17 protein-coding genes and 1 other annotated feature are annotated in these 17,685 nt (G+C 62.4%); of the genes, 3 read left to right on the top strand and 14 right to left on the bottom strand.

Annotated elements, in window-relative coordinates; translation table 11 throughout:
- Positions 1 to 71 precede the first annotated feature (71 nt).
- Both ACMKFF_RS01935 and pfkA read left to right on the top strand, forming a co-directional pair.
- Positions 72 to 1,205, top strand: coding sequence for an ArsR/SmtB family transcription factor (locus ACMKFF_RS01935; RefSeq protein ID WP_419495869.1), 1,134 nt, complete (start codon positions 72 to 74; stop codon positions 1,203 to 1,205).
- A gap of 124 nt (positions 1,206 to 1,329) precedes the next feature.
- A complete protein-coding gene (pfkA, locus tag ACMKFF_RS01940; RefSeq protein WP_419495870.1) occupies positions 1,330 to 2,319 on the top strand; it encodes a 6-phosphofructokinase in 990 nt (329 codons plus the stop codon).
- Between the two features lie 224 nt (positions 2,320 to 2,543).
- Here the strand turns inward: pfkA and ACMKFF_RS01945 are convergent, their stop codons facing one another.
- From ACMKFF_RS01945 to ACMKFF_RS01980, 8 genes are all read right to left on the bottom strand, one after another.
- Entirely contained in the window at positions 2,544 to 3,005 is a 462-nt protein-coding gene (locus tag ACMKFF_RS01945) for a GNAT family N-acetyltransferase (RefSeq protein ID WP_417325317.1), read from the bottom strand.
- Positions 2,999 to 4,225, bottom strand: a complete 1,227-nt coding sequence (gene tyrS, locus ACMKFF_RS01950) for a tyrosine--tRNA ligase (RefSeq protein ID WP_419495871.1) — start codon at positions 4,223 to 4,225, stop codon at positions 2,999 to 3,001. Before tyrS ends, ACMKFF_RS01945 begins: the two co-directional genes overlap by 7 nt.
- A gap of 45 nt (positions 4,226 to 4,270) precedes the next feature.
- Positions 4,271 to 4,505 (bottom strand) — a binding site (T-box leader).
- A gap of 33 nt (positions 4,506 to 4,538) precedes the next feature.
- A complete protein-coding gene (recN, locus tag ACMKFF_RS01955; RefSeq protein WP_419495872.1) occupies positions 4,539 to 6,194 on the bottom strand; it encodes a DNA repair protein RecN in 1,656 nt (551 codons plus the stop codon).
- A 9-nt stretch (positions 6,195 to 6,203) separates the two neighbouring features.
- On the bottom strand, positions 6,204 to 6,656 hold the full coding sequence (locus ACMKFF_RS01960; RefSeq protein WP_349135353.1) for an arginine repressor: 453 nt from the start codon (positions 6,654 to 6,656) through the stop codon (positions 6,204 to 6,206).
- A 9-nt stretch (positions 6,657 to 6,665) separates the two neighbouring features.
- Positions 6,666 to 7,523: an NAD(+)/NADH kinase gene (locus tag ACMKFF_RS01965; protein ID WP_349135354.1), complete on the bottom strand. Its 858-nt coding sequence runs from the start codon at positions 7,521 to 7,523 to the stop codon at positions 6,666 to 6,668.
- A gap of 3 nt (positions 7,524 to 7,526) precedes the next feature.
- Entirely contained in the window at positions 7,527 to 8,330 is an 804-nt protein-coding gene (locus tag ACMKFF_RS01970) for a TlyA family RNA methyltransferase (protein ID WP_349135355.1), read from the bottom strand.
- The gene (gene dxs, locus ACMKFF_RS01975; protein WP_419495873.1) at positions 8,320 to 10,170 is read right to left on the bottom strand and encodes a 1-deoxy-D-xylulose-5-phosphate synthase; all 1,851 of its coding nucleotides are present in this window, start codon (positions 10,168 to 10,170) and stop codon (positions 8,320 to 8,322) included. The genes ACMKFF_RS01970 and dxs overlap by 11 nt, the downstream gene beginning before the upstream one ends.
- 21 nt (positions 10,171 to 10,191) lie before the next feature.
- Positions 10,192 to 10,704: a hypothetical protein gene (locus tag ACMKFF_RS01980; RefSeq protein ID WP_367927698.1), complete on the bottom strand. Its 513-nt coding sequence runs from the start codon at positions 10,702 to 10,704 to the stop codon at positions 10,192 to 10,194.
- 1,132 nt (positions 10,705 to 11,836) lie between these two features.
- Between ACMKFF_RS01980 and ACMKFF_RS01985 the strand changes: the two genes are divergently transcribed.
- Positions 11,837 to 12,871 carry a threonine aldolase family protein gene (locus ACMKFF_RS01985; protein ID WP_419495874.1) on the top strand — a complete coding sequence of 345 codons (1,035 nt, stop codon included), beginning with the start codon at positions 11,837 to 11,839 and terminating at the stop codon, positions 12,869 to 12,871.
- A gap of 48 nt (positions 12,872 to 12,919) precedes the next feature.
- Here the strand turns inward: ACMKFF_RS01985 and xdhC are convergent, their stop codons facing one another.
- From xdhC to nusB, 6 genes are read right to left on the bottom strand one after another with little or no spacing between them, the layout of a single operon-like run.
- On the bottom strand, positions 12,920 to 13,879 hold the full coding sequence (xdhC, locus tag ACMKFF_RS01990) for a xanthine dehydrogenase accessory protein XdhC (RefSeq protein WP_419495875.1): 960 nt from the start codon (positions 13,877 to 13,879) through the stop codon (positions 12,920 to 12,922).
- Between the two features lie 11 nt (positions 13,880 to 13,890).
- Positions 13,891 to 14,763: a polyprenyl synthetase family protein gene (locus ACMKFF_RS01995; protein ID WP_367927695.1), complete on the bottom strand. Its 873-nt coding sequence runs from the start codon at positions 14,761 to 14,763 to the stop codon at positions 13,891 to 13,893.
- Complete coding sequence (xseB, locus tag ACMKFF_RS02000; protein WP_349135361.1) at positions 14,750 to 14,986, bottom strand: exodeoxyribonuclease VII small subunit; 237 nt, start codon at positions 14,984 to 14,986, stop codon at positions 14,750 to 14,752. Before xseB ends, ACMKFF_RS01995 begins: the two co-directional genes overlap by 14 nt.
- Complete coding sequence (gene xseA / locus ACMKFF_RS02005) at positions 14,983 to 16,191, bottom strand: exodeoxyribonuclease VII large subunit (protein ID WP_419495876.1); 1,209 nt, start codon at positions 16,189 to 16,191, stop codon at positions 14,983 to 14,985. Before xseA ends, xseB begins: the two co-directional genes overlap by 4 nt.
- Entirely contained in the window at positions 16,184 to 17,113 is a 930-nt protein-coding gene (locus ACMKFF_RS02010; RefSeq protein WP_419495877.1) for a DNA-binding protein, read from the bottom strand. Before ACMKFF_RS02010 ends, xseA begins: the two co-directional genes overlap by 8 nt.
- On the bottom strand, positions 17,110 to 17,655 hold the full coding sequence (nusB, locus tag ACMKFF_RS02015; RefSeq protein ID WP_419495878.1) for a transcription antitermination factor NusB: 546 nt from the start codon (positions 17,653 to 17,655) through the stop codon (positions 17,110 to 17,112). The genes ACMKFF_RS02010 and nusB overlap by 4 nt, the downstream gene beginning before the upstream one ends.
- Positions 17,656 to 17,685 lie beyond the last annotated feature (30 nt).

Raw genomic sequence — 17,685 nt, forward strand, 5'->3', positions numbered from 1 at the left:
GGCTCTGCTTGCTAAACATCTGCCCAGCCGAAAGTTTCGGAGGGAAGAAAAGTGTGAAAGGAGAATGCATCATGAAGCAGATCGTTTTACGCTCCCCTGTAGTGCTGTATGAGACCGTCGAGGCCCTGTATCAGCACGTAAACGGCCTGTCCGTCGAGGGGCGCAAGCGGGATCTGCTCCAGAAATTCGGTTCCAAGCTCACCCGCACGGAGCGGGAGCAGATCGAGCAGAGCTGCACGCTTGCCGCGAAGGTGGCAGAGGCAGCCTGCACCGGACTGGAGGACGGCCCGGCTCTGGAGACGTTCTTCCGCAAGTGGGAGACGGAGAGCAAGTGGCAGAATACCTGCCTTGCCAAGCTGATGATCTTCAGCTTCCTCGATATCCGGACGACCGATCTGGAGCAGTCGCTGCAGCGCACCCGGCAGTCCGCCGAGGAGCGGCTGAACGGCCCCTATCTCCTGCGGGACATCAATTCCGGCGGCATCAGCTTCTATGCGGCGGAGCCGGGGCAGACGATCCCGCCGCTGTCCGAGCAGCTGGACGGCCTGATGATCGAGGAGCAGTACCGCTGGCGGCTTTATAAGCTGCTGACGAACTATTCTGCGATGTTTGACGAGCTTTCCGCCCTTCTGCGCCCTGCCGCGCAGCGGGTGCAGGATATTCTGCCGCGGATCCTGCCGCAGCTGCAGCCGGTCTACGACCACTGGGAGCAGTATTTTGCGAAACACGCCTTTTCGGAGCTGCTGGAGCGATTTACGAACCAGAGCATGCAGCTGGCCGAAATGGACACCTATATCAACCTCAGCCTCGTGGCAGGCGGCGATATGATCTATACCTATGACGAGCTGGCGTGCAGTGACTGCCGTCAGGTCTACCTCGGCGTGCTGCTGCACGAGAACTTCCGCGTCGACCGCCTGCAGATGACGGACGACGGCATCTGCAGTCTGCTCAAGCTCGTCGCGGACCGGAGCAAGTTCGAGCTGCTGCGCCGCTGCGCGCGTCAGCCGTCCTACTGCCAGCAGCTTTCCCGGGAAATGGGACTGACGACCGCTACCATCTCGCGCCATATGAGCCTGCTGCTCGAGGCAGGCCTCGTCCGCGCCCGCAAGGGCGAGAGCCGCATTTACTACACCATCGACCGTGAGGCCGTGGCTGCCCTCTGCGACGCCGTATATACGACGCTCCTGCCGGAGCAGCTTCACTGACAGGGTGATCTTTTTGCCTGCTTTTGGACAATCGTAAGAATTTCCCTATTGCGGCTTTTTGAAAAATACGGTAAAATAGGGTCGATAATTCGTGCCGCGTCAGCGGCAGACTGGTGGTAATCGTATGAGTGAAACCAAGAAAAATGCAGTGAAGCGCATCGGCGTGCTCACGAGCGGCGGCGACGCCCCCGGTATGAATGCGGCCGTTCGTTCCGTTGTCCGTGCCGCCGTGTACCGCGGCATCGAGGTCGTAGGCATCCGCCGCGGCTGGAACGGTCTGATCAACGGCGACATTGTCCGTCTGGACGAGCGCAGCGTGGCACATATCATCGACCGCGGCGGCACGATCCTCTACACCGCCCGCAGCGAGGAATTCCGCACGGAGGAGGGCCAGAAGAAGGCCGTCAGCACCTGCAAGCTCCTCGGGCTGGACGGCATTGTCGCCATCGGTGGCGACGGCACGTTCCGCGGCGCGCTGGCCCTGTCGAAATACGGCATCTCCGTCGTCGGTCTCCCCGGCACGATCGACAACGACATCGCCTGCACGGATTACTGCATCGGCTTTGACACGGCAGCCAACACGGCCATTGAGTGCATCGATAAGCTGCGCGACACCATGCAGTCGCACGAGCGCTGCTCCGTCGTGGAAGTCATGGGCCGCAACGCCGGTCATCTGGCGCTGTATGTCGGCCTTGCCGTCGGCGCGACGGCCGTCCTCGTGCCGGAGAGCAAGGAGAGCTTCGACACCGAGATCATCGAAAAGATCCGCAATGCCCGTCTGAACGGCTTTACGCACTATATGGTCGTCGTTGCGGAGGGCGCAGGCAGCGCCTTCGACGTCGCCAACCGCATCCGCGATGAGATCGCGCTCGATCCGCGCGTGACCGTCCTCGGCCATGTGCAGCGCGGTGGTTCCCCCACAGCCCGCGACCGCGTCATGGCAACGCGTATGGGCTATCGCGCCGTGGAGATCCTTGCGGCGGGCAGCACGAACCGCATCGTCGGCGTACATCAGGGCAAGATCTTCGACATCGATATCGATGAGGCGCTCAGCATGAGCAAGGGCCTTGATATGGAAGAATGGGCCGTTCTGGAAGCCATGACGGGCCTTTAAACCGACTGTTGGAAAAGTCTTTCGGCTTTTCCAACAAAAAGATTTCAGTCCGCTGCGCGCACGAATCGCCCGCCAAAAGCGGGCGATTCGCACACTAACGGACTGATTTGTATTTTCTCCGACGTACACGCCGCCGGAGAAAATGATCCTATTGGATTCGCCGCCTGCGGGCGGCGAACTCTGCGAGGCTTTTCAGGGCGCATGATGCGCCCTGATTTTTCGTGTCAGAGCTTTTTGCGGAACTGGATGAGCTTGCGCTGCATGCCCTGCGCTTCATAAAAGGCCAGTGCCGACGTATTGCGGCTGTCACAGGCCAGCTGCAGGTCCGTACAGCCCAGCGCGCGGCCACGGCGGCACAGCTCCTCGAGCATGGCATGTGCGATGCCCTGCCTGCGGCACGGGCCGTCGACACACAGCGCGTCGAGCATCATCACGCGGCGCGGCAGGATCGACGCGCCATCAAAGTCCCGCACGGCAAAGGCGGCATAGGCCACGATGTGCTCCCCGCGGCAGGCCACCACGAGCTGATCCCGCTCCACCATCTCCCGGAATTCCTCACAGGAGATGGGATGCTTGACGGAGCGATAGAGATCGGGGTGCAGCGAGACGTGCAGCTCGTGCACCTGCCGGGCCAGCCGGTTCACATGCTCAAAGTCGGGCTCCGCCGCAGTGCGAAACGTCAGCATGCAAGAACAGCCTTGTGGAAGACCTTCTTGCCCTTGCGGAGCTTGACGCCGTTCTTGAGCTGCTCGCCCGTGAAGACAACGTCGATGGATGCAACCTTCTCGTCATCAGCGAACACGCCGCCCTGCTGGACGAGACGGCGCGCCTCGGACTTCGTGGGCGCGAGCTTGCAGGCGAGCATCAGGTCCAGAATGCCGATTCTGCCATCCGTGAGCTGGCTCTCCGTCAGCTCCGTTGTCGGCATATTGGCATCGTTCGCGCCGCTGAGGAACAGAGCCTTCGCCGCATCACGGGCCTTATTGGCCTCTTCCTCGCCGTGGACGAGCTTCGTCAGCTCATAGGCGAGAATTTCCTTGGCCTTGTTGAGCTGGCTGCCTTCCCAGCCCTCCATGGCGTTGATCTCCTCGAGCGGGAGGAAGGTCAGCATGCGCAGGCACTTCATGACGTCGGCATCGTCGATATTGCGCCAGTACTGGAAAAAGTCGAAAGGCGTCGTCTTGTTCGGATCGAGCCAGACTGCGCCCTTGGCTGTCTTGCCCATCTTCTTGCCCTCGGAGTTGAGCAGCAGCGTGATGGTCATGGCGTGGGCGTCCTTGCCGAGCTTGCGGCGGATGAGCTCCGTGCCACCAAGCATGTTGCTCCACTGATCGTTGCCGCCGAATTCCATGTTGCAGCCGTAGTGCTGGAACATGTAGTAGAAGTCGTAGCTCTGCATGATCATGTAGTTGAATTCAAGGAAGGACAGGCCCTTCTCCATGCGCTGCTTGTAGCACTCGGCGCGCAGCATGTTGTTGACGGAGAAGCAGGCGCCGACCTCGCGCAGCAGCTCGATATAGTTCAGCGGCTTCAGCCAGGCAGAGTTGCGCAGCATAATCGCCTTGCCGTCGGAGAAGTCGATGAATTTCTCCATCTGGCGCTTGAAGCACTCCGCATTATACGCAATGGTCTCCTCAGTGAGCATCTGGCGCATGTCGGTGCGGCCCGACGGGTCGCCGATCATCGTCGTGCCGTCGCCGATGAGGGCGATGGGCTTATTGCCCGCCATCTGCAGGCGCTTCATCAGGCACAGGGCCATGAAATGGCCGACATGCAGGGAGTCTGCCGTGCAGTCAAAGCCGATATAGAACGTGGCCTTGCCGTTGTCGATCATTTCGCGGATCGCTTCTTCATTCGTCACCTGCGCGATCAAGCCGCGGGCGACCAGTTCGTCATAAAGTTTCATAAGTTCCTCCTGTTATTGTCATAAAAAACGCCCTCTGTCCAATGGACAGAGGGCGTAAAACTACGCGGTACCACCTCGTCATCCCCGGCACTTCGCAGCGGCGGGCTCGGGGAGTGCAGCCACACTCCTGCGCGATATCGGGCGCACCCGTCCGGCCCTACTGCAGGTTCAGGCCGGCCGCTCCGGAAGGTATTTCGCCCCGCTTCCCTGCCGCCTTACACCGACCGGCGGCTCTCTGCGCGTGGAGCACGGGGGTACTTCATTCCATCACAGCGTTTTCCTATGGGTATCCTAACAGAAAACCGGTGCTTTGTCAAGTCCGACTTTCCAGCATTTCCGCCGCGCTCTGCAGCGTGGTCGGCGTGATGCTCGCGCCGCCGATGATGCGGGCCAGCTCTGCCTTGCGCCCCTCAAAGTCGAGCGGCGTCACGCTCGTGAACGTGCGGCCGTCGTGCTCTGCCTTGGCGATGCGGAAATGCGTGTCCGCCAGCGCAGCGATCTGCGGCAGATGCGTTACGCACAGGATCTGCTTCGTGCGGGACAGGGCGCGGAGCTTTTCCGCTACACGCTGAGCGGCCCGGCCGGAGACACCGGTGTCGACCTCGTCGAAGATCAGCGTCGGCACATGGTCTCTCTCGGCCAGCACGTTTTTCAGCGCCAGCATGATGCGCGCCAACTCGCCGCCCGAGGCGACCTTGCTCAGCGGCTTGAGCGCTTCGCCGAGGTTGGCGGACATGTAGAACGAAACGGCGTCCATGCCGTCCTGCGTCAGATCCGTCTCCGTGAAGCGGCAGGCAAATTGTACTTTCTTCATATCCAGCTGGGAAAGCTCGTCCAGCACGCGCGCCGTCAGGGCCTCTGAGGCCGCTTTCCGGCATTCGCGCAGGCGAAGGGCCGTTTCCCGTGCCTGCTTTTCCGCCGCGGCGACCTGCTTTTCCAGCTGCTGCAGGCGCTCGTCGGAGAACTCGATCTCCTCCAGCTCCGCTTTTGCCCTGGCAAGGTAGTCCAGAATGGCCGCGCAGTCCGCGCCGTATTTCCGGCGCAGGCGGTGCAGCAGGTCGAGGCGCTCCTCAAGCTGCTCCAGCTCGTCTGCGGAGTACGACAGGCGGTACAGACGGTCACGGAGCTGCTCGGCGGCGTCCTGCGCCTGATACATCAGGTCTGCGATCGTGTCGTGCAGTGGCTGCAGCGATTCATCAAAGCGCGCACTGTGCGCCAGATCGCGCTCTGCCTGCGTCAGGAGAGCCGCCGCGCCCTGCGCCTCGTCCCCGCCGTCCAGACAGGCGGCAGCGTCGCGCAGGCCGTCCGAGAGCTTTTCGGCGTTCTGCAGCAGACGGCGGCGGGCCTCGAGCTGCGTATCCTCATCCGGCTTCAGAGCCGCACGCTCGATCTCATCGATCTGATAGCGCAGCGTCTCCGTGCGGCGAAGCTTCTCGCTCTCGTCCATGCGCAGGTGCGCCATTTCGTGCTGCAGGCTCTGCATGGCGGAAAACTGCGCGCGGTACTGCTCCAGCAGCGGCGCATCGGCAGCGAAGCTGTCCAGAAATGTCAGATGGTAGTTCTCATCGAACAGCGCTGCGGAGTCGTGCTGGCCGTGGATGTTGATGAGCTGAAGGCCGAGCCTCCGCAGAATGCCGACCGTGACGGCCACGCCGTTCACGCGGCAGAGATTCTTTCCGTCCAGATAGATCTCACGCTGTACGACGACCTCCGTGTCATAGGGCACACTGTTCTCGGCAAACCACGCAAGCTCCGGCACATCGTCAAAAATGGCGCGAACAGCGGCGCGCGCCGCGCCCGTGCGGATCATATCGCGGTAGGCGCGCTCGCCGAGAATGGCGGAGATCGCGTCGATGACGATGGATTTGCCCGCGCCGGTCTCGCCGGTCATGACGTTAAAGCCGCGCTCAAACAGGATATCCGCCTGCTCGATCACGGCGATATTCTCAATGTGCAGCAGGCGAAGCATGGCGGCTCCTTACTCGAGCATGCGGTGCAGCTCGCGGCAGAACTCCGCGGCAGATTCCTTGTCGCGCATGATGACGAGCGTCGTATCGTCGCCGGACAGCGAGCCGACCATGTTCGGCATCTTTAGCGAGTCGATGTTCGCACCCGCGGCTGCGCCGAGACCGGGCATGGTCTTGATGACGATGATATTCTGGGCGTAGTCGATGTTCGTGACGCATTCGCGGAAGATCACGCGGAAGCGCGCGCCAAACTTCTCGCCCTCCACGCGGTGCGGCAGGCAATAGCGATAGCCTCCCATGCCGTCGAGGGATTTTACGATCTGCAGCTCCTTGATATCGCGGGAAACGGTGGCCTGGGTGCTGTGGAAGCCGCACTGGCGGAGCTGATCGAGCAGCTGCTCCTGCGTCTCGATACACCGGTTCTCCACAAGCTCGATGATTTTTTTCTGACGATCGTTTTTCATGGTTCCCACCTACCTGAATTTATTTTGTATGATCTCGAAAAAGCTGCGTCCGGTCAGGCGGAGCAGCCGTGTGACATGCTCAGAGCGGCGTATGGTAATGCGATCGCCGCTGCTCAGGCGGACAGCCTTGCCGCCGTCCACGGAAAGAAAGGCGTTTTTGCGGCCGGTGCGGGCAAGCTGCACCGTGATCTCGCGGTCTGCAGACGTAACGATGGCACGTGTCTGCATATCGTGGGCGCAGATCGGCGTGAGCACAATATTCTGTGCAGCAGGCTCGACCAGCGGGCCGCCAGCCGACATGGAATAGGCCGTGGAACCGGTCGGCGTGCAGACGATCAGCCCGTCGCCGCTGAAGGACATCATATCCACGCCGTCGCCCTGCACGGACATCTGCACCACGCGGGCGACCGCGCCCTTCGTGATGACGGCGTCGTTCAGCGCGTCCTCCTCCAGAATGACGCGTCCCTCGTGCTCCGCGCGGACATGGAGCATCATGCGCGGCTCGACGGAGAAATCGTCATCCGCAAGGCGTCGCAGCTCCTTGAGCTCGCTGCTCTCCAGCTCCGCCATGAAGCCCATGGTGCCGATGTTCACGCCGAGGACCGGGATTCCGGCCTTTGTTGCGGCCTTGGAGGCATGGAGGATCGTGCCGTCGCCGCCGAAGCAGACGAGTAGATCGGCATCGCGCAGCTCATGGTTCAGCTCCGTCAGAACAACATTGTCCGGCAGCTCGAAGCTGCGGTCCACATCGAAGGCGAGGCAGATGCGCGTTTCCAGCCCAGCCTCGCGCAGGAGCTTATCGGCGAGCGTGACATATTTGAAGTTCCGGTCCCGGTAGGGATTCGGCGTCAAGACGATCTTTTTCATAGCTTATCCCCTGAGTTCTGCGTGCGCCTGTGCAACGAGCGCAGGAACATCCGGCGTGATGCCGCCCTGCGGCTCCATGCTCAGATGGCCAAGAAATTCAATGTTGCCCTCGGGGCCGCGCACCGGGGAAAACGTCAGGTTGCGGACGGTCAGCTCCAGCTCCGCAGCCAGCGCCAGAAAATTCTGCAGGACCTCCTCATGGACGGCCGGGTCGCGGACGACGCCCTTCTTGCCGACCTTCTCCCGGCCGGCCTCGAACTGCGGCTTGATGAGGCAGAGGATCTGCCCCGTCGGCTTCAGCAGTGCACGGATGGCGGGCAGGACGATCCGCAGGGAAATGAAGGAAACATCCACAACGGACAGGTCCAGCGGCTCTCCGAGCTGCTCCGGCGTGACATAGCGGATGTTCGTCCGCTCCATGCACACCACGCGCGGGTCCTGCCGGATGCTCCAGGCAAGCTGGCCATAGCCGACATCGATGGCGAAGACCTTCTTCGCGCCCTTCTGCAGCAGGCAGTCCGTAAAGCCGCCCGTCGAGGCGCCCGAGTCGCTGCAGACGAAGCCGGTCGGATCGACGCCGAAGTCGCGCAGCGCCTTTTCAAGCTTCAGGCCGCCGCGGCTGACGTAGGGGCAGGGATTGCCCCGCAGCTCTACAACGGCCTCGTCCTCGACCGGCGTACCGGCCTTGTCCGATTTCTGCCCGTTGACATAGACCTCGCCGGACATGATGAGCGCCTGCGCCTTGCTTCGGCTGTCGCACAGGCCGCGCTCCACGAGAACGACATCCAATCGTTCCTTATGCTTCATTCTGACATACCTCCCAGGCAGCGTCAGCAAGAGATTTTGCGTCCAACCCCGCCAGGCGGTACAGCTCCGGCACCGCGCCGTGGGGAATAAAGCGGTCGCCGAGATTGCACAGCCGCACAGGCCCGCCCACTCCGCGAGCACGGAGCGACGCCAACAGCTCCTTGCCGACGCAGCCGATGCACACGGACTCCTCTGCCACGAGCAGGCGGCCCGTCTTCCGCATGGAGGCGGCGACGGTGCGGACATCGAGCGGCTTGATGGAGGGCAGCTTCAGGACCTCGGCGGAAATACCGCGCGCTTCGAGCAGCTTTGCCGCGGCAAGCACCTCGTTGACGAGCGTCCCGTAGGTGACGAGGGTAATGTCGCTCCCCTCGCGCAGGCACGGCTGCTCTGCGATGCCGGTAAACGTGCCGTCGCACCCGCGGGGATAGCGCACGGCAACCGGGCCGGTCATCTCCAGCACAGCGCGGCGCAGCATCTGACCCAGCTCCGCCTGACTGGCGGGGCACAGGACCTGCATGCCGGGCACAGAGCGCAGATAATTCACGTCGAACACGCCGTGGTGCGTCTCGCCATCCCCGCCGACAAGGCCGGCGCGGTCTACGGCAAATACGACATGCAGTCCGAGCATGGCAACATCCTGCAGCAGCATGTCATAAGCGCGCTGCAGGAATGTGGAATAGATCGCAACAACGGGGATCATCCCCTGCTTGGCAAGGCCGCCCGCCATGGAGACGGCGTGTCCCTCTGCAATGCCGACATCGAAGCAGCGCTCCGGATAGTGGGCTGCAAAGGCATCGAGGCCGGTCCCGCGCAGCATGGCAGCTGTAATGGCGCAGATGCGCGGCTCCTGTGCGCCGAGCGCGTCAATCGTTTCGCTGAATGTGTCGGAAAATGTCGGAAGATGGCCGCAGCGCGGCTCCATCCCCTTTTCGGGGTCGAAATGGCCGATGCCGTGGAACACATCGGGGTTCTCCTCAGCAGGCGCGTAGCCCTTGCCCTTCTGCGTGATGACGTGCAGCAGGACCGGATGCCGGCGGTCCTTGACGAGCCGGAGCATATATTCCAGCCGTTTCAGATCATGCCCATCTACAGGGCCATAATATTCAAAGCCCATCTCCTCAAAGAACGTCGTGCCGAAGAGCATACGCTTCCAGTGCTCCTTGAGCCGGTGCGTCAGGCGGTAGAGGCACTTTCCGCCGGGCACCTTTGCCGTGACGGCGCGATAGGCCTTTTTGATGCGGTAATAGCCCGGCCGCGTGCGGATGAGCGCAAGATGCTGGGCAATGCCGCCGACGTTCGGCGTGATGGACATGCCGTTGTCATTCAGGATAACGATGAGCTGCTCGCTGCTCTCCCCGGCATCGTTCATGGCCTCATAGGCCAGGCCGCCGGTCATTGCGCCGTCGCCCATCAGGGCCACGACGTGATAGTCCTCATGCTGCAGCGTGCGGGCACGCGCCATGCCGAGGGCGGTGGAGACGGAGCTGGAGGCGTGACCGGCCACAAACGGGTCCGTCACGCTCTCCGACGGCTTTGGGAAGCCCGCAAGGCCGCCGAACATACGCAGTGTGCGGAATTCGTCCCGCCGGCCGGTCAGGATCTTGTGGACATAGGACTGATGCCCCACGTCGAACAGGAGCCGGTCACGGCTCGTATCGAATACCCGCTCCAGCGCAACACTCAGCTCGACAACGCCGAGGTTCGAGGCCAGATGACCGCCCGTCCGGGCGACATTCAGCACCAGAAACTGTCGAATCTCGTCGCAAAGCTGGCGCAGCTGCGCGTCATTCAGCGCGCACAGCGCCTCGCGGGAATTGATGGTATCTAATAAAGTCAAAAATGACACACCCTCAGACTGTCACTTTTTCTTTTTCTTCGGGAGCTTGCCGGTAAAGAGTGACTTGATGTAGTAGATCAGCTTGGAGGTCGTATGCACGATCTGCGTCGCCTTGCCGGTGGCGATATTCTTGCCGCAGGCCTTGCCGGCGATTGTTACACCGGACACCAGCGCGGACATGATCAGCTGTGCCACCGTTTCGGAATTGAGCATGGTAAGAGCGCGCACGGCCACAACGGCGGAAGCCGAGCCGGATACGACGCCGCAGATATCGCCCACGACGTCATTGCAGAAGCTCGAGACCTTTTCCGCATTGCGCAGCAGGTGCAGAGCCTCGGCAGCGCCGGGGACCTTTTTGGCCGCCATGGCATGGAAGGGCTTCTCCTCGGCCGACATCACAGCCACGCCGATGATATCGAACACGATGCCTAGCGCCACGATCAGCAAAAGTACAAGAAATGCCTCGACAAGCCCTGCCCCCTCCAGCACTGTGGAGGAAAAGAACGAGATCGTCGAGGAAATTACGACTGCCACAAAAAAGACTGTGACGATCCAGCGAATATGACTGTTTTTCTTTTTTCGCTTCCCTTTTGAGGGAGGCTCCGTATGGTTTGCGCTCAAAAATATCTCCTCCGGAAACACTGAAGTCTGTGGGCCGGGCCCACAAGCCAAGAATTTCTAAAGAATGGTGGCAGCAGACAGAGTAAAGCCTGCGGCTTAGGTCGGGTTGGATTTCCCCAGTCGCTGCCGCCCGTCGCCGGACGGCTGTTTCCATTTAAAGCCAAAGCCGGAGCGTTGCCGCATCCGGTACCCGATTGCCACTTAGTCCGCACTGTAATCCTCTGCATGCCCTGAATGAACAGTCAGCCTAGGTGTTTTCCACAGCATTACGCACCGGCTCTATCCTCTTTTGCAGGCATGGTTTCAAGGGGCAATATCGCCAATCGCCGCGGCCACGGCGGCTGACGCGTCGCTCCCCTATTCCCGCATACCCACGCAAGGCAGGCTACGCTACACACAGCACACGATTCTGTGCACCGCAATGCAGGTTCAATCCTGCTTCGTACGCAGTCCGGGTACCCGCAGATACGGAACGGCTGTCGCACAAGAGCAGGTCTCCACGGAAACCGGGTCGGTCGGTATATGCCGTTACACCTCGCCCGGAGACCTTAACCCCCAGCACCCACCCTGATCTGGGCGAAAAAAGCAAGCACCAGGGACTTCATCGATATGCCCTTAAAAGGATTTTTAGGCCCTTCTTCGAAACCGGCGCGCTTTGACTAGGATACTGCGCCACCAATAACATCATACCATAACGACGGGAAATATACAAGTATCCTTTGTCGGTTTTTCCAAAAAATATCCCGCGATTTTCTACCGGTACAATGGTTTTTCCAATGTTTTCCTCATTAGCAAGCGAAAATATCGGAAATATTTCAAAATAATGAATATTCAGCCCGCCGAAATAGTTCCATCCGTTCCTGTTCCGCCGGGCCGATCCTGCGCAGCCGGCCGGGCGTGATATACGGCGAATCGGCCCGCGGAAAGGCGAAACAGCGCTTGACAAGGCCGCTCTGCCGTGCTAAACTTGTAGTTGCACAGCGGACAAACGGGCAAAGAATGCCCGCGCTGTAATGACAGGCTGATTGCCGCAGGAGTGACAGCTATGCATTCTTTTGAGAGCGATTATACTGCGGGCGCGCGGGTAGAGATCCTGCGCCGTCTGAACGAGACGAATCTGGAGCAGCTCCCCGGCTACGGCAGCGACAAATACTGCGAGAGCGCAAAGGAAAAGATCCGCGCGGCCTGTGACTGTCCCGGCGCCGACGTTTTCTTCATGGTCGGCGGCACGCAGACGAACGCCGTCGTCATCGACTCCATGCTGCCGTCCTACGGCGGCGTGATCGCCGCGCAGACCGGCCACATCAGCGACCACGAGGCCGGCGCCATCGAATTCACGGGCCACAAGGTCATCGCCCTGCCCGTCTACGACGGCAAGCTCCGCGCCGAAGATGTCTGGATGTATATGAAGGACTACTGGCAGGATGCGAGTCACCAGCATTTTGTCTATCCCGGCATGGTCTACATCTCCTACCCGACGGAGTTCGGCACGCTCTACACCAAGCGTGAGCTCGTCGAGCTGGCCAGCGTCTGCCGCTGGTACAATATCCCACTCTACATCGACGGCGCGCGCCTCGGCTACGGTCTGATGAGCCCGAAGTGCGACATTACCCTGCCGGAGCTGGCCCAGCTGTGCGACGTGTTCTACATCGGCGGCACGAAGGTCGGCGCGCTGTTCGGCGAGGCCGCAGTCTTTACAAAGCACAACATGCCGCGATATTTCTCCACCATTGCCAAACAGCACGGCGCGCTGCTGGCCAAGGGCCGCCTGCTCGGCCTGCAGTTCGACACGCTGTTTACGGACGACCTGTATTTCCGCATCAGCAAGCACGCCATCAACATGGCCATGCAGATCCGCGATGCCTTCGATGCGCGTGGCCTGCAGTTCTATCTTCATTCGCCGACGAACCTGCAGTTCCTCATCATGGAGAACAAGGCCGTCCGTGCCCTGCAGCAGAAGATTGCCTTCCACACCTGGGGCAAGGTCGACGAGGAGCACAGCGTTGCCCGCTTCGCCACGAGCTGGTCCACAACGCAGGAGGATGTCGACGCGCTGATCGACGCCATCAAAACACTGTAAGGCAGAAAAATTTCGGAGCGCTTTCCGGCTGGAAAGCGCTCCGTTTTTTTAGCGTTTCTGTGCCGCCTCGGCACGGCAGCGGATCATTTCGCCCGCAATGCTGATGGCGATCTCCGCCGGGGTCTGCGCCAGGATCGGCAGGCCGATGGGCAGATGGACAGACGCAATGGCCTCTTCGGAGAAGCCCTCCTGCCGCAGCAGGTCGCGCGTCTTGGCCGCCTTGTTCCGGCTGCCGATGCAGCCGATGTAGGACAGCGGATGGCGCAGGATGCGGTGCAGGACCTCAAAGTCCGCCATGTGGCCCGGCGTCATGACGACGACGCTGTCATACGGCGTGAGCGTGACATGATCCTCCAGCTCTGCATACGGCGCGCAGATCACATCGGAGAATCTCTCGGCCAGCTCCTGCCGCGGGTCATAGACCGTCACGGCAAAGCCGACATATTCCAGCACCGGCACGAGCGCCTGCCCGACATGGCCCGCGCCGAAGAGGTAGACGCGCCCCGGCTGCGTGAGCGGCTCGGTATAAACAGCAGGCGTTCCCGGCATCCAGACCGGCTGGGCCGCGCACAGGGAACGGTCCGCCCCGTTCGAAAGCGAAACGTCCGTTCTGCCGTCTTCGGCAATGACGAGCTTCAGCCAGCAGGGCGCCGTGGCGTCGAACGCAGCCGCCATGGCGCGCACGAAGTCCGCCTGCTCCGGGCCGAGATAGAGATACGACACGATGACATTGCCGCCGCAGGCCATGCCGATGCCGCCCTCGCGCTCCGAGAGGTCATAGGCCCGCAGGGCCGAGGTCTGCCGCTGCAGAAGCGACAGGCCCTCCTTTGCGGCGAGCAGCTCCAGGCGGCCGCCGCCGACGGTGCCGCGGGTACTGCCGTCGGCGAACACGGCCATATGCGCGCCTGCGCTGCGCGGTGCGGAGCCGCCGGAATGCACGACGGTGCAGAGGACGACCGGTCTGCCAAGGGTAGCGGCCTCCAGAAGGCTGTGAAGCAGTGCTTTCATGGTTTTTCTCCTCAGTGATCGCGACTCGTCAGGCGCTGCGCCAGCTCCGTCAGGAACTCCGCCTGACCGAACGGCGCGAGCGCAGCGACCGCGCGCTGCGTTTCTTCCGTGATGCGGGCACGGCAGGCTTCCACGCCGTGCAGCCGGACGAATGTATTTTTGTTCTGGTCCATGCCGGTCGCCTTGCCGAGCTTTGCGGCATCGCCGACGACATCCAGAATATCATCCTCGATCTGGAAGGCCAGCCCGAGGCTTGCAGCGTAATCCGCCGCTGCCTGCTGCTGGGCCGGGCTGCCGCCGGCTGCGATGACGCCGAGCTGGCAGGCAGCCGAGATGAGCGCGCCCGTTTTGCGCGACTGGATGGCGAGGACCTCCTCCTCCGTGCAGACGCGGTGCTCGGCCTCCATGTCCAGCACCTGCCCGCCGACCATACCGAGCTCGCCCGCGCACAGCGAGAGCACCCGCGTGGCCTTAACGACGCGGGACGCGGGCAGCGGGGCTGCGGCAAGATGGCCGAATGCGGCCGTCAGCAGGGCGTCGCCCGCCAGAACGGCCGTCGCCTCGCCGTAGACCTTGTGGTTCGTCAGGCGGCCGCGGCGGTAATCGTCATTGTCCATGCACGGCAGATCATCGTGGATGAGGCTGTAGGTATGCACCATCTCTACGGCGGCAGCAAACGGCAGGGCGTCCATGGCGCTGCCGCCGCACAGCTCGCAGAAGGCCTGCGCCAGCACAGGGCGAAGGCGCTTTCCCCCGGCAAGCAGGCTGTAGCGCATGGCGTCAAACAGGACCTGCTGCGGCTCGTCCGCATCCGTAAAGCAGGAGTGGAGATAGCCCTCCACGCGGTCGGCATAGCTGCGCAGCAGCGCTTCAAATTCCAGCATCGGCAAGCTCCGTTTCCTGCGGGGCGCCGTCTGCGCCCTTGGTGAGCTGAACGACCTTCAGCTCCGCTTCGTCCAGCAGGCGGCTGCAGGAGCCTGCCAGCCGCGTGCCCTCCTCAAACAGCGAGAGGGCCTCCTCCAGCGGGACGTCGCCCTTTTCCATGCGGCGGACGATCTCATCGAGCCGCTGCAGAGATTGTTCAAATGTGATCGATTCCGTGCTCATGTTGCATCCTCCTGTATTTCCCGCACCTCGGCAGAGGCGCGGCCGTCCGCGAGCCGGACGGTGATCCGGTCGCCGCAGGACAGCGTGCGGACGCTCCGCACCACATGGCCCTGCGCGTCAAATGTCATAGAATAGCCGCGCGAGAGGACCTTCAGCGGGCTCATCGCGTCGAGCTTCGACGTCAGCCGGACAAAGCGCTCGCGCTGCTGCGCCACGAGCCGCTGCAAGGCGGCAATCAGGCGGCGCTGCGTATAGTCGAGCTGCATGCGGCGGTCGTCGATATAGTTTTTCGGGTCGCGCAGGGCGCGCGCTCCGGTCAGCTGGGCCACACGCTGGCGTTCCTGCTTCAGGCGGCGCGTCATCAGCGTGAGCAGCATGGCGCGCTGGGCGGCCAGATGCTGGCGCAGCTCCGTCTGGTCCGGCACGGCCAGCTCGGCTGCGTTCGACGGCGTCGCTGCGCGCAGATCGGCCACGAAGTCCGAGATCGTCACATCCGGCTCATGGCCGACGGCCGAGATGACCGGAATATGCGAATCGGCAATGGCGCGGGCCACGCGTTCGTCGTTGAAGGCCCAAAGGTCCTCCATGGAGCCGCCGCCGCGTCCGGTGATGATGAGGTCGGCCAGCTCCCAGCGGTTGGCGTAGCGGATCGCCCCGGCGATCTCCGCCGGAGCCTCGGCCCCCTGCACACGGACGCCGAGCAGCTTGACCTCCGTCAGCGGGTAGCGCTTGCGCAGGATGCGCAGCATGTCGTGCAGAGCCGCGCCCGCGGAGGACGTGATGATGGCGATGCGGTGCGGGAAGCGCGGCAGGGCCTGCTTGCGCTCGCGGGCGAACAGGCCCTCAGCCTGCAGCTTCAGCTTGAGCTGCTCAAAGGCGACATGCAGATCGCCGACGCCCTCCGGCGTGAGCGACGTGCAGTAGAGCTGGTAGGCTCCGTCACGCGGGAACACGGCAATGCGCCCGCCCGCAATGACCTTCATACCCGTCTCCGGCCGGAAACGCAGGCGCATGGCGCTGCCCTTGAACATGACGCAGCGGATGGCGCTCTGGCTGTCCTTCAGCGTGAAATAGTGATGGCCGGAGGGGTAAATTTTATAGTTGCTCAGCTCACCGCGGATGAGCAGCGAGCCGAGAAATTCGTCTGCTTCAAAGCGCTGTCGCAGATACTCGTTGATCTGCGATACCTCAAAGATCTCAGCCATGCAGCGCCCTCCAGGTCAGAACGGCAACGCCGAGGGCGTTGTCCGTGGCGAACTGCGGCGGACAGAAAATGGCCGGAAGTGCCGCGCAGCTGCTGCGCAGCAGCGTGTTCGATGCAACACCGCCTGCAAACACGACGCTGCTGCCGGGATACTCCAGCAGCGCGTTCTCCGTCGCGCGGACGATGGCGCCGATGAGGCAGCGCAGCGCATAGCCCGCCGTCTCCTCCGGGGAATTTCCGGCCGCGTGATACTGTTCGACCTTGTTCTGCACGCCGGAAAGGGAGAATGTGGTCCCCTGCACCTTGACGCGGAAGACCTGCCGGTCCTGCGCGGACCGGCTCAGGGCGTCGATGTGCTTGCCGGACGGAAACGGCAGGCCGAGCAGCTTGCCGGTCCGGTCGATGAGCTGACCGGCGGAGATGTCCGTCGTGCCGCCGATCCTCTCGGCATGCACGCTGCCCTTCCCCTCCGGCGTGACGCGCAGAAGCTCCGTCGTACCGCCGGAAAGATGCCAGGCCAGATGCGGCTCGTCCATCAGCTCCATATGGCCGGAGCCCCACAGTGAGGCCGCGATGTGCCCCTGCTGATGCGAAAACGGCAGGACGGGCACGCCGAGCGCCGCACCGAGCACCCGGGCCTGCGATTCGCCCGCGAGGAAGCAGGGCATGTACGAACCCTCTACGGCGCGCGGCCGCGTGCTGACACCGACTGCTTCAAAGCCTGCGTCCGTGCCGATATCCGAAAACAGCCTGTCGGCAAGCTCCGGCAGGCGTTTTACATGGGCGAACAGCGCATCACTCTGGCGCAGTCCGAGTGCGCCCTGCTCCACATCGAGCAGGCGCGAGATATTGTGACCGGCCGTGCCGTCGAACGACGCGACCGAGGTCGTATAGTTGCTGGTGTCGAAGGCGAGCACCCTCATGGCTGCTGCGCCTCCTCCGGAGCATGCTGCGTCTCTTTGGGCGGAGTCTCCTCCGGCTGTGCTTCCTCAGGCTGCGGGTCCGCAGGGGCCTCGGTGTTCGGCTTTGCGCCGCGCGCCACGGAGCCGAGGATGCCGTTCACAAAGGAAACGACCTGCGCGTCCTCATATTTCCGCGTCAGCTCCACGCACTCGTTGATGGCAACGCCGTTCGGCACATCGTCGACATAGCGCATTTCATAAATGGCAAGCCGCATCGCCGCCTTCGTCAGGCGGGAGATCCGGTGCAGATTCCAGCGCACGGCATACTGGGCGATCAGGGCGTCCAGCTCCTCTGCGTGCTCGCAGACACCCGTCACGCAGGTGCGGATATAGTCCATCTGCTTTTTGCTGGGGCGCTCTGCATAGACGTCGTTCTCCGCAGAAAGGCCGCTGTAATAGCTGCGGTCCATGCGGGTCTCGATGGCCTGGGCAGGGTCTTCGCCGGTATAGTCGATCTCATAAATGAGATGCACGGCGACCTCTCTGGCGTTTGAGCGTGTCATGTCATGTCTCCTTGGTATGTAAAGTGAAAG

It is taken from the genome of Faecousia sp., assembly GCF_048519415.1.
Lineage (GTDB): Bacteria > Bacillota > Clostridia > Oscillospirales > Oscillospiraceae > JAZOXB01.